At 35.6% G+C, this 12,273-nt stretch carries 10 protein-coding genes and 2 pseudogenes; 1 reads left to right on the top strand and 11 read right to left on the bottom strand.

Annotation, left to right across the window (positions count from 1 at the left end; genetic code table 11):
- Window positions 1–270: 270 nt before the first annotated feature.
- A pseudogene (locus tag CWS20_RS22670) lies at window positions 271–642 on the top strand (glutathione-dependent formaldehyde dehydrogenase); the annotation flags it as partial.
- 283 nt (window positions 643–925) lie between these two features.
- On the opposite strand, the gene CWS20_RS22665 reads toward CWS20_RS22670, so the two are convergent.
- From CWS20_RS22665 to CWS20_RS28855, 11 genes and pseudogenes are all read right to left on the bottom strand, one after another.
- Complete coding sequence (locus CWS20_RS22665) at window positions 926–1,906, bottom strand: SDR family oxidoreductase (protein ID WP_066192395.1); 981 nt, start codon at window positions 1,904–1,906, stop codon at window positions 926–928.
- 390 nt (window positions 1,907–2,296) lie between these two features.
- The gene (locus CWS20_RS22660) at window positions 2,297–2,617 is read right to left on the bottom strand and encodes a DUF4158 domain-containing protein (protein WP_016201446.1); all 321 of its coding nucleotides are present in this window, start codon (window positions 2,615–2,617) and stop codon (window positions 2,297–2,299) included.
- An 83-nt stretch (window positions 2,618–2,700) separates the two neighbouring features.
- Entirely contained in the window at window positions 2,701–3,834 is a 1,134-nt protein-coding gene (locus CWS20_RS22655; protein WP_066192394.1) for a zinc-dependent alcohol dehydrogenase, read from the bottom strand.
- 263 nt (window positions 3,835–4,097) lie between these two features.
- Window positions 4,098–5,630 carry a Tn7-like element transposition protein TnsE gene (locus CWS20_RS22650; RefSeq protein WP_066192392.1) on the bottom strand — a complete coding sequence of 511 codons (1,533 nt, stop codon included), beginning with the start codon at window positions 5,628–5,630 and terminating at the stop codon, window positions 4,098–4,100.
- Complete coding sequence (locus CWS20_RS29100) at window positions 5,611–5,868, bottom strand: hypothetical protein (RefSeq protein WP_066192391.1); 258 nt, start codon at window positions 5,866–5,868, stop codon at window positions 5,611–5,613. Before CWS20_RS29100 ends, CWS20_RS22650 begins: the two co-directional genes overlap by 20 nt.
- Before the next feature lie 14 nt (window positions 5,869–5,882).
- On the bottom strand, window positions 5,883–7,478 hold the full coding sequence (locus tag CWS20_RS22645) for a TnsD family Tn7-like transposition protein (protein ID WP_254179231.1): 1,596 nt from the start codon (window positions 7,476–7,478) through the stop codon (window positions 5,883–5,885).
- Between the two features lie 11 nt (window positions 7,479–7,489).
- Window positions 7,490–9,181, bottom strand: coding sequence for an ATP-binding protein (locus tag CWS20_RS22640; protein ID WP_043897415.1), 1,692 nt, complete (start codon window positions 9,179–9,181; stop codon window positions 7,490–7,492).
- Entirely contained in the window at window positions 9,156–10,520 is a 1,365-nt protein-coding gene (locus tag CWS20_RS29525) for a Mu transposase C-terminal domain-containing protein (RefSeq protein WP_491523032.1), read from the bottom strand. The genes CWS20_RS22640 and CWS20_RS29525 overlap by 26 nt, the downstream gene beginning before the upstream one ends.
- Window positions 10,517–11,311, bottom strand: a complete 795-nt coding sequence (locus tag CWS20_RS29520) for a hypothetical protein (RefSeq protein ID WP_491523031.1) — start codon at window positions 11,309–11,311, stop codon at window positions 10,517–10,519. Before CWS20_RS29520 ends, CWS20_RS29525 begins: the two co-directional genes overlap by 4 nt.
- Entirely contained in the window at window positions 11,308–11,952 is a 645-nt protein-coding gene (locus tag CWS20_RS22630) for a TnsA endonuclease N-terminal domain-containing protein (protein ID WP_227494627.1), read from the bottom strand. Before CWS20_RS22630 ends, CWS20_RS29520 begins: the two co-directional genes overlap by 4 nt.
- A 52-nt stretch (window positions 11,953–12,004) precedes the next feature.
- Window positions 12,005–12,147 (bottom strand): annotated as a pseudogene (locus CWS20_RS28855) (hypothetical protein).
- Between the last annotated feature and the right edge of the window lie 126 nt (window positions 12,148–12,273).

The following is a 12,273-nucleotide window of genomic DNA, read 5'->3' as shown; positions in this document are numbered from 1 at the left end:
TGTAACTTTAAAATAAAGTTTGATCAAAAACGTTCGACAAATCCATATTTTACGGTAAAAGAAAAGAATCCATTTTGAAAAAAGATTGATCAAAATGGATTCTTTTCTTTTTGAATGAACATTCCTTTTTATAAAAAAGTTTAATTAAAACTCACATAGAATCCTTTAATCGAAAAGGAATAAAACGGTGCAACTTTTTTGTAAACGGTATAACTTTCTTTAAAACGGTACATCTTTTTTATAAACGGTACGACTTTATTTCAAATCCACAATTGTGTAGGTATTGACGAGAATAAATCATCTTTGGAGATTCTTGAACAAAAATTAAAGTTGCCAAGGTGGAACCCTTGGACCTATTCAAATTTCTACAAAAGCTGTGCAAAAATATGGAACGGTCCAATTAATAGATGTTTATGGGGGCAACTATAATGTGTTTCCATTGGGTTGAGTTAGGAATATCAATCTGAGAATGGGACTGGCATCAGTCATACATTTTATGCCTGAATTTTTTGAAAAAATAACGAATAACGAGTTTGACCCACATACAAAGTGGCCCTTGGATAAGCAAGTCATGGTTATCAAATGTTTAATAATCGTGAGGACGACTGTATAAAAGTCGTTTTAAAACCGTTATCCTATTAGTTTAAATGGATGAATTGAAAGTTAGCATAATTGCGAACCCTAAGCGAAATGTTGAATGGACTTCCACACTGTGTATAGAAGTCTTTTTGTCTGTTATTATTTAGATTATTGGATAATTCAGCTCGTAACTTGGGTAGCAATAATATGGTGGTCTCAGTCCTATTTTTGGCATGGGCCAGGAATCCTCCATATAGACCATCCTTACTTTTTCATTTGAATGGTTTACTAGCAATAGCTTTACTTCTGGATTAAATTCATATCTCAAAATGGTAACCCCCTTCCATTAGGAATGTGTGGATTCTCCCCCATCAACATGAAGAACTTGACCAGTAACAAAACGAGAATCATCAGAAGCAAGATAGACAAAGGTCGGTGCGAGTTCAAATGGATGGGCAACTCGTTCCATTGGATTAAATGCTCCATATACAGCGACTTGGTCTGACGAGAAACTTGCTGAAATAAGTGGGGTCCAAATTCGGCCGGGGGCGACGGCATTGACTCGGATCCCTTGTTTCACGACATTTTTAGCCAAGGCACGTGTCCAACCAACTATTGCGCCTTTTGTGGCCGTATAATCAATCATTTGCTGCTCACCTACATACGTCACCACTGAAGAAGTGCCAATGATTGAGCTGCCTGGTTTTAAATGAGGAAGCGCTGCCCTTGTTGTGTAAAAATGAGAGTATATATTAACTTTGAAGGTGTCATCGAATTGCTCATCTGTAATGTCAAGCAGACTTAGTTGTTGGAATTGGATACCAACGTGGTTACAAAGAATATCGAGACGTCCAAACGTATTTACTGTTTGTTCTACAATGGAGATACACTGTTGTTTGTCTCGCAAGTCCCCAGGCATTAGAAAACAACGTTGTCCGAGTTGTTCAATCCTCGTTTTTGTTCTATTTGCATCCTCATGTTCATCTAAGTATGAAATAGCAACATCTGCGCCTTCTTTAGCAAACGCAATTGCTACTGCTGCACCAATACCACTGTCACCCCCTGTAATAAGTGCTACTTTTCCTGTTAACTTTTCACTCCCTTTATAGTTCGGGTTTTCGATAATTGGAAGGGGTACCATAATTTTTTCCACTCCGGGATGGCGCAGCTGGCGCTGTTCAGGTAAACTTATCGGAATTTCTTCGTAACGTGTGATTTTCCCATAGTTAGGGTACATGGGATAAGGTTGAGTTTTCATGTTCGCTTTAAACATTTGTTGCATTTGCTTTATTTGGTCTAATTGACGACTTTGATCCTTTTGATCCATGGAAACCTCCTATAGAAATAATTTTCTTCTATAGAATGTTTATGTTGTTCACTACAAATAAATTAAAAAAGTGTGAAAAAAGTGGTTTACTTTCAACACAGAAGCTTATTCTTCCTCAAAAGAGACACCTTTTTTCTTTATTGAACTGACCTTTAGGACAAGGAGCTTTACTCAATATTCTACCCCTTTAACGGATCAACTTATTTTTACTTAACAGTTCTTTAATCCCGGCTACCTCAAGAATAGTACCTAAAAAAATAGGTCAACCAGAAAAAACCGGCTAACCACATAATACGATTTGACCCTATTGCTGAATAACAAAAAATACGTTTTGTTGTTCCACAAATTCTTAATATCATGAAGTAATTCTGTAGAGATGTTCAGTTTCCATTAACCAATCTCGGCGAGCAACGAGAGTTCTAAATGTGATAAAGTCGCTCTTTTTGCATCCTCTTTCAATTGATTCCATGGACTGTTTGTAGAACCTTCTGATACCTCGAAAAGTTGATTCACGCTCTCTTTTTGATTTTCATTAAGTAAGTTATGATAAATCATACGATAAGACCTTTTTCGAACATCATTGGCTGCATCTTTTAAAGTATTGTAGATGGGAAGTTCATATTTTTGATGTATTAGCTCTTCAATTGCTACATTGACTAGGTCAGCAGGTTCGTCTTTACTGTATGCGAGTTTATTCATTGTATCTATCAATTACTTTTTGACCTTCTTGGCTAAATGGTCGAATAAAAAGACTTCTATACAAAGTATGAAGTCTTTTTGGAAAGAGAAGAGGATTACGGTTTTAAAACGACTTTTATACATTCATCCTCACGATTATTAAAAATTCGATAACCATGACTTGCTTCTTCAAGGGACATCTTGTGTGTGATAATATCTCTTGGGTCAAATTCGTTATTTGTTATTTTTTTAAACAATTCTGGCATAAAATGAATGACTGGAGCCTGTCCCATTTTAAGATTAATATTTCTAATCCAAAATGCACCTAATGGAAATAGATTATAGTTACCCCCGTAAACACCAGTCATTTGCACTGTCCCATACTTTCGGACAGCTTTAGTAGAAATTTGAATAGGTCCAAGGGTTCCGCCCTGCAGTTTGAATTTTTGTTCCAGAAACTCTAGGGGTGATTTCTTTCCGTCCATACCTACACAATCGATGACGACATCTGCCCCACCATGTGTGATCTCTTTTAAATGTTCGCCCATATCAGGGTATTTTGTGAACTCAAATACCTCAACATTGTTCATCTTTTTCGCATGATTGATCCGGTAATCCAAGTAATCAACTGCTATTACACGCTTTGCACCTTCCATCCAGGCAAATTTTTGTACCATCAACCCAACAGGTCCGCATCCAAGAACAATAACTGTATCGCCTGATTTTACACCTGCATTTTTTACACTCCAATAAGCTGTTGGCAGAACATCCGATAAAAAGAGCAGTGACTCATCCTCCAATTCGCATGACTCCGGGATAACAAAGGGAGTGAAGTTTCCAAAAGGGACTTTTAAATATTCAGCCTGACCACCCGGATGGTTACCGAACTTCTCAGTATAACCCAAGTATCCGCCAGAATCATAATGAGGGTTTGAGTTATCACATTGGCTTTCCATTTCATGTTGGCAATAAAAGCAATGTCCACATGAAACATTAAAGGGAACGACAACACGGTCTCCCTTTTTTACTTTTGTGACTTCAGGTCCAACTTCTTCCACAATACCCATTGGTTCGTGGCCAATAATATATCCTGGGGGTAATGGCATGTTACCTTGATATAAATGCAAATCAGATCCGCAAATAGCAGTAGAAGTAATCTTAACTATAATATCGTCTTTTTTTTCTAATTTTGCATCCTCTACTTGATTAACCTGTACATGATTTGGTCCTTGATAAGTTACAGCCTTCATAAATGCAGGGCCCTCCTATTTCTAATACTGTTAACACTCTTAACTATTGTCAACAAAGAAAGTAAATAATATACTTAGTCACTCTTAGCGTAATTGTTTTATGTAAGTTAAAGAAGTCGCACCGTTTTGATTACGAAGTATTGGTGATAGCTCTCGAATTAGTTATTGTAAGTGTATATAGCGTGAATTAATTCGGGGAAATATTTGGATTATTCTTTGAGGGAAGAGGTATTTCATTTATTCCTTTACTCAAATCTTCACTGCTATTCTAACTTATTTAATAGAATTTCAGCCTTATGCTTAACCCCTTTAGAACTGTGTTTAGCTTTCATCACTGTAACCCTACTCTCCTCAATACTTTTCAGCGACTTACTTGTCCACGTACCACTATCATTCACAAGGTTTACTAACAATCTATCATAAATCGATTTCCAATCATTTATTGCAAGTGATGATAAAATTAGCATTGATAAAGAGCGATCTTCTCGCTCAACTTCAATAATATTGAATTTCTTCCCACTTATCATATATACTTCTGCAATCACATAACGTCGTTTCGTGATATTATCACTCAATTTCGTAAATCTGCGGTCTCCAATTCCCTCTGGTAACACATCTATAAATGCTCGTATCGCACTTACTTCTGGATATTGCTCCATTATTCTAAGGACATTAATGAAATCTTGCAATTCACCTTGTACTTGAATTTCAGATAACATTTGATGTTCTATTCCTCTTGCTAGTTTTTGACCTCCAGTGTCTGCTGTAGATCGAATTGAATCATTGCTGCCATAGTATTTCTTAGTATTTTCATCTTCTTTCGTTCGCTGCTTTGAGGAACTACTTTTAATTCGTTTGATTTTGGGTACCGATGTATATTCATGTTTCAACTGATTCATTTGTACAAGATCAAAGTCCTCTGTAGAACCATCTAATTGTTCATCTAATGTAAAGCCCTCTTCATCACCCTGTCTATTTAGAGAACGATAAGTGTATTTCTTTGCCTCATTGGATTTCTCTTGATTTTGTATTTCTGGATGCGAAATCGAAATATGTTGGTACGGAATATCTTTATTTTTCACATTAACAATTTGTAATACTGTACACGTGTTATTCTTCTCCTTTACACGAGCTGTTATTGTAATCGGTTGTGTAAAGTTCCATTCGAACTTCAAAGTCTTTTCCTGCAACCAAGTAAATGCTATATTTTCATAGGCTTGTCGTAGGTCTCGATTCGTTAGCAACCACACCAATTGATAAATGAACGTTGTCTTTGTGTATTTCAATTCATATTGTGATGAAAAGCTAAGATGGATTTTATTAGGTTCATATGTTTCTGTGAAGAACTGAGGAAATGAATTCGATTCAAACAAGCGATATAAAAGGAAGCCGTTCGGAGCTAAAATGCTACGCAATACTTCAATGACTGGTAAAATCACATTCTTTCCATCAAAAGAGAACACGAAACTACGGGAAGTTGCAGGATCACTGCTTCCTTGAATAGACCAAGGGCGTTCGTGAAATTTAACTTTATTAGGATAAATAGTCATATCGATTTCTTGTACACTTTCAGAAACTTGACTAGCCGTTATGATGCCATCAGTATAATAATGTTGGATTGCTAAGCATGGTAATGTACCCCAATCCATTAATATACCTTCTGTACGACCTTGTGAGCGAAAATAAGCTTTGATTATCATTTTATGATCATATCGAAATGGCTCACCAATCCATATTAGTTGTGCTTTTTCACCTTTAGCAAAAGGCCAAGCTAGTTTAACCTGTTGTTTGCTCATAACTTTTCACTTCCTGTTTTGTTCGTAAATACTCTTCCAAATACGGTTTTATTTCGTGAAAATGATGTGACTTAACAGCGCCAATACGCTGTACTTTCCATAATACAACTGGTTCTTGCTCCAGCAACATACGATCAATAATTTTACAGCATCGTCGAATCTGAAACTGTTGTATAGATTCCGTAATTTTATTTAGATATTTTTCAGTTTGTGGCAGCTTATCAAGATGTTTCTCCAAATTTGATAAGATTCCTAGACGTTCCCAATTATCGAAATCGTGATACGTACGGGCTTTTCCAGTTCAATTAATTCTTTGTAAAGCTGTTTAATTTTAGAAAGATATTCTCGATCACGTACGTCCCAATTGACAATTGATTTTGGCTTTTCCTTCGCCTGAATTATAGGTAACTGTTCAAACAGCCATTCTTTATCATTTCGATATAAGTAAATATATTCTTTCGGTAAACATTGACGAATTTGTGTTCTCGAGTAACTTGGATATTGCTGCATTCCTTTTAATAATTGCTTTCGATACATATGTAACATCGGTGGAAAAACTTTATCAGGTAATTTCTCTATTTTCTCAACTGAGGCAAGATGTCCTTTAACTGTTTTCGAATCCACGCCAAGCATTCTAGCTAATGCTCTTATACTGTAGGTTCCATCAACTGCTAATTCATGTAATTTAGCCTTCCAGACATCTCCATACGCTTTTGTACGTCCAATACGATATTTATCTTCAGATAATCTATCAGGACCCTTTCTAGCGTAAATAAAGCCACAAGAGCATTCAAACGTGCCAATGGGTGCATTTGATTTAAAATCCCTTGTAACATTTACTTCATGAATCACAAATTCCTTATAATGATTAGCTGCTTTATTTAAACAGGGCCATGGGCCACTACCGAAAGGACCTGTATCAGCTTCAATTTGTAAAAAGGACTCCAAATCTTGTTCTAAGAAATAAAGAATAAGCAAATGACGGAAAGGATGTACATGACGTTTTAGATTGCGTGTAATGACCTTCAGCCAATTGTATTCATCATTTACATTGATTGCTGATTCGTACTCATCTAAAAAGCCTTTTGGGAACTTTGATTGAAATGCTTTGTATAGCTCCTTTTGCCGAATTCGATTAGACGTTGTTATTAAATTACGCTCCCGTAAAAGAACACGATATTTAAGATTAATAGATTCTCTTGAAAATTGATGTATTGGAACTTGCAGCAGTTGATAAGCCATCTTTGCTAAAGCAATTTGAATGGCTATAAACTCTTTTAGTTCAACTTCTTGAATCATTGATAAGTTCATTAGCTTTTTATCAAATCGAATAAACTCAATTCGACTTTGCTTTGAAAAATCGATAGGATACTTCATTAATTTCAGTTCATGATGTGCACAGAAATCAATCCCTTGTAGCTGGTGCTCACGATGAAAATAGGGTTCTCCATGTTGCTCAATATCATTAGTTGCACACTCTGGGCAATAAAAGAGTCCATTCTTTCTGCAAATGCTTCCTGCAACTATGCCAAGTCTTGTATAAAGTCCTTTTCCATCTACTTGAACATCTTGTAGAAGTTCTTTCTGGCGTTGCTTGGAAAGAAACGAAGCATAGTAAGGGTAGATCGTATGCTTAGCTAATAAGCTTTCAACAGAATAGTTGGAGCCTAATTGCTCAGCTAATATAGAAAAATGACTACCAATCTCTACACTCGGTATTACAGAACGACTTTGAAACACTTCTTCCAATGTATCTTTGTAATCAATATTTCCACTGTAAAAGTGATATCGCGCAATCGCCGAATATATCAATTCATCTGGATATGGATCCGTAAAGAATGGCAGCATTTGATTCCCTCCTAGTAGAATTCCTTCAAAGGATTTTTAATGTATCCATTTGCTTTCAATAATTCATGAGGATGTTGCTTTTTGTCCAATGCTCGCTTTCTTAGCGTTAGTAATGGTAAAACCTCTGCATTTTTCACTTTTGGCTTATCTTTTTGTTCCTTCTTTTGTTGATTTAATGCAATTGCCTGCTGAATTACATCTGATTTAAGCTGGTGAAAATCAATATCAAGTGGATTTTCACCGACTATTTTTTGTACGAGTTTTTTAATGTCGTTATCTTTCAAACTATCAAAAATACCTAGGGCTGCCACTTCGACACTTAAAGTTTCTATAGTGTCTTGGCGTTTATACTGGATTGTATTTTGGCGTTCCCTAAACGCTTCTTGAATACGCCCTGTAACTTCTGTATTTCGCTTATGATTCAGCATTATTTCATCAAGGTTGATCATGATATCTTCATATTTCGTCATTTCAGCCAAATTGTTCTTCTGAATAGCTGTCATCATCGGTTGAATCATTTGCATATCGTCTTTGGCAGTCTTTTTTAATACTTTTGGTGTAATAATTTCATTCGGATTATCCTCATCAAACAATGCTCTTTCTTGTGCTAGAATAAATAAGTTTACAGCAACAGAAGTTATCCCTTGGCATTCATAATAAAATGCCTTTTTCGTTTCCTCTGTAAGCTTGGATTGGGTTTTTAAGCACTGTAATTCCCAAAGCGTTTCTAGGAAGAACTCCCATTCTTCACTATCTTCCGCCATACGATCCCAAATAACTGCTTCACTTGCAGCACGTCTTGCCTGTCTGAAGTTTCCTTTGAATAGTTTTTGCGCTTTAGAAGTACCGATTAAGACTGTTGGAATACCAACTGTATTGGACAACGTTACAAAAAAATTAAGCATTTCTTCCTGATCGTTTTTAGAATGTAATAAGTGCTGGATTTCATCAATTACTAGAACACCGATACCATACATGCTTGCCAGTGATGTCATATGCAACAGCATTGTCGATGTCACCCGGTTTAGGTACCCGAATTTTTCAAGATATCGTGTTTCTAGTAAATCATCAATCGCTTTAAAGAAGCTTTTACAAAGGGTAGATAAGCTTCCGTCATAAGGACAGTCAATTTTGAGCCATACAATTTGGGTTCGATTAAACGGTTGTCCCTTATATTCTTCATGCTTGATCACCTGTGGATACATAAGCAAAAGACGTTCAATTGCTGTTGTTTTACCAATTCCAGAAATACCGATAATGGATAAGCTATCGGCAGTTGAACGAATATAATTTAGTCGTTCATCTATATATTTGTGAGCCGTTTCCTCTTCCTCACGCAATTCATGCAACACACGAACACGTTCTAGAAATGTTCTATCTAATGGGTTACGCGCTAAATAACCTCGCCGAATCAATGTAGACAATCGACGTTCTACCTCGAAATGAATCGGTAACGGCTGGATAAAATTTTTCACACGTTTTAAGACGTGGTAACGAATATTCGTTTCACTTAACTTATCTTGATCACTAATTCGTGGGGTCACCATAAATCGCTCTAGCACATCATCCTCATTGAATATAGGTGGAAGAGCTTCGATGAAGGGATTATTGGTATATTCACTTAAAAGTTGCTCCTTATAGACACCTTTCTCAAAATCTCCTTTTAAGACAACCATGTCATTTGTCTTTCCCAAATTCCTCATCTCGCTTCTTCTTTAGTTTTTCCATAAGACGTGAGCTTGATTTCTTAGGTGGTGTTTCATCAATCTTCTCTTTTGTAACGAAGTCGATTACTTCAGCTGCTTCACTAACTTTATTAGGTGATAAATCAAACTTTTCAGTTTCACGGTTTAACTGTTTTTCAACATCCTTGTTATCACGAATAGCAGCTATTTTAGCTTTCTTACTTGTTGGTTGATTAAAAGATTGTTTTTTGTTCTTCACAGCTTTTTTAATAATTTCTTCCAATGCAGCATCAGTATTTACTGTGAGCTGAATTTGATTTGTTCGTTCCATTTCTTCTAGTTCATTCCGAAGTTGTTGTTGGAAGACAATTTCTTCTAAGAAGTCACCTTTATATTGCTGACTAGGTTCTAATAAAATACATGTTTCAAAATCCATTCCGTTATCGTGAGGAATATAGATTTTTTCAATATGTCGCGGATCATAAACGATTTCTAAACTTCTATTTTTCAACTTCAAATACCATTGCTCTTCAATCGCTTGGCGAGAACCATATAGAAGGTTTTTAAACTTGATTCCAGCTCTTGAAACTGTCGCTTTTCCTCTTGGAAGCACGTTCAAACGAAGTACATTTCTATCAACTTTTCTTAGTCTTCCTTTACGATTTTGAATGCCCCAATTCCATAAGTTAATTGGCGTTGGCACTAGTCCATCAGCTACCATTTCTTTTTCAACAGGATATTTATCAATGACCTTTTGGTTATGATACAGCGCCATTGTAATAATTAGAGATGTAAATTCCTTTAAATTCAGAGTAGCATTTAAGCGATAATCCTGATCTCCTCGTTCTCGATATTCCTTTTGAATTGCTCCGGGAGCTTTTTGCTTTACCTTCCCATTAAACGTACGGAATTTCCTTTCAACAATCCCTTTCAAATCCCCACGATAAGCTGTAGTATTCTCAATTTTAAGATTAAGATTATTAATTAAATTCTCTACCGAATACCCTTCAAACTCACCTCGGTCAGCAATAATAATTTCAGGTAAATGATGTGTTGGCCATTGCTCAGGAGTAATATCAATTCCATATTGCTTACAAAATTCTACTTTATCTGCGATCATATTATCTAAAGCCATCATTGCACCAATCCATGATGGACCTTCTAGTCCAACATAAAGACCTGTAATAATACGTGAATACACATCAAGTACTGCATAAATAACTGGTCGCCCAATTACTTTATTTACATCAAGCGAACTAACCAAGTAAATATCCGCAATGGTAGCATCAACTTGAAATCTAGTACCTGGACCATTTGTTTCCGATTTAGAGTCACTTAAAATAGGGCGATATTTCAATTCATATTCTTTTGTACTTTTACGGAACTGAATATCTTTTTTGGGTCTTCAAGTTTTTTAAACCAATAGTAAAATTGATGATATGAGGGAATTCGAGTGGCATCCCAAATACGGTACTTCATCTCACCATTTTCCTTATAGCGATCAGAATAGAAGTCACGCAGAATGAAATTATAAACATCTTTCAACGAATAGTTATTTGAAGCTCGGTAATACTTGTTAATGGCGTGTTCAAATTGAACTTTTACTTCATCCGTAATATTAATACCTGTTTGATATTCATTACTGATACTCACCTTTCGTGGGCGACCTACCTTAGCTTTATTTAAAGTTTTTGTTTTACCTTTTCCTCCCGAATTCGAGTAATCAGGGAGCATTGCATTTTTCGTCATACCTCGCTGCCAATAACGGCTAAGTAGCTTTTTTATTTTCGTAGAACTTGTTCCACTTTCATCTGCAATTTCTTTTATTTTCTTTTCACGACCACCTTTTTGAAGCAATGCTTCCATGTGTTCTAAACAATAATGTTGAATAATCGACCAACCCTCATCTCTTTTCTGAATTCGAAGGTCGGATAATTCACTATCTATTATTACTTTTGCAAATGGATCGCTAATCAGAAGTAATTCACCTTGCTGGATTTCCTCTATTAGATTCGAATATAATTCCTTTTTCGGCATGGAACTAATTGCATCAATATCAACAATAAACACATGAAACTCTTCCATCTCAATGATACGAATCCGTTTAGAATCTACTGTATATTGAAGTACTTGATTAATATAAATCATCCATATTTCACCTTCTTCAAGTTGCTTTCATCAATATACTTAATTTCAATCGACTGCTCTAAATCCAATGGCTTTTGCAAATCAATGACAATAATTTTTCTAGCAAGTAAGTGATAAAAAAGCGTAACACCACTACCAATTGGCAGGTGTGTATCTATATCGAATTCATTTGTAATTGTTCTTATGCTTGCCGAACTATCTAGCAATCTACTTAGTAATGACATAACCAAGTCTTCAATGTTTTTCGCATTCAATTCTTGAAACACATCATAGCTACAAATATCATAATAATCGTGAATATAGCTAATGTTTCTCGCAATTATTTTATTGATTTCTTCTTCTGTTACAATACCCCAATCAATTCCTTTACGCTTCCAATATTCTCTTTCAATTTCGAACTTCTCAAGTACATTCTCTTTTAATAACTCATCTTTCATTTTAATTGTACGTGCGACTTCATGAATCCCTTGCCCTTTATTAATTGTCAATAAAAAATCCGTTGTCATTACAATAGGCTCTCCGTTTTTCGGATTTCTAGGATGCTTTATTCCAAGTTCATCTGCTATCAAAAGCGTTTCTTCTTGAGGTAATAAAGGAAACTGCTCTCTTATATCTGTAATAACATCAGAAAATTCAGTCAAGTAAAAGTAGTTTCGCTCTAAGTCTGATAAAAATTCGTGCTGTCTACTAGTTTTAATGCCTTTTAACCTCGTTGACCGACCTAATGAGGAAACATCTTGAATCTTTAGCCATGGCCGGTAGTCTGTACCTGTTCCTGTACCACGACCTTCTTTGATCCATTTTTCCACTGTAGATGTTCTTTTTCTTTTGGACATAAAAACACCCCTTTAGACAATCATATCCAAAGGGGTAAAACGGTGCAACTTTTTTATAAACGGTTAATCTTTTTTTAAAACGGTCAAACTTTTTTATAAACAGTTAAACTTTATTTTAAATCTACA

The sequence above is a fragment of the Cytobacillus horneckiae genome, from assembly GCF_002835735.1.
GTDB lineage: Bacteria > Bacillota > Bacilli > Bacillales > Cytobacillaceae > Cytobacillus > Cytobacillus horneckiae.
The sequence above is the reverse complement of the archived record's forward strand: the minus strand, read 5'-3'. Positions and strand labels throughout refer to the sequence as shown.

What these genes read in the sequence shown, in the direction of transcription:
- CWS20_RS22665 (WP_066192395.1), bottom strand. Translation starts at nt 1,906, where the DNA reads ATGGATCAAAAGGATCAAAGTCGTCAATTAGACCAAATAAAGCAAATG.
- CWS20_RS22655 (WP_066192394.1), bottom strand. Translation starts at nt 3,834, where the DNA reads ATGAAGGCTGTAACTTATCAAGGACCAAATCATGTACAGGTTAATCAA.
- CWS20_RS22650 (WP_066192392.1), bottom strand. Translation starts at nt 5,630, where the DNA reads ATGAGCAAACAACAGGTTAAACTAGCTTGGCCTTTTGCTAAAGGTGAA.
- CWS20_RS22645 (WP_254179231.1), bottom strand. Translation starts at nt 7,478, where the DNA reads ATGCTGCCATTCTTTACGGATCCATATCCAGATGAATTGATATATTCG.
- CWS20_RS22640 (WP_043897415.1), bottom strand. Translation starts at nt 9,181, where the DNA reads ATGAGGAATTTGGGAAAGACAAATGACATGGTTGTCTTAAAAGGAGAT.
- CWS20_RS29520 (WP_491523031.1), bottom strand. Translation starts at nt 11,311, where the DNA reads ATGATTTATATTAATCAAGTACTTCAATATACAGTAGATTCTAAACGG.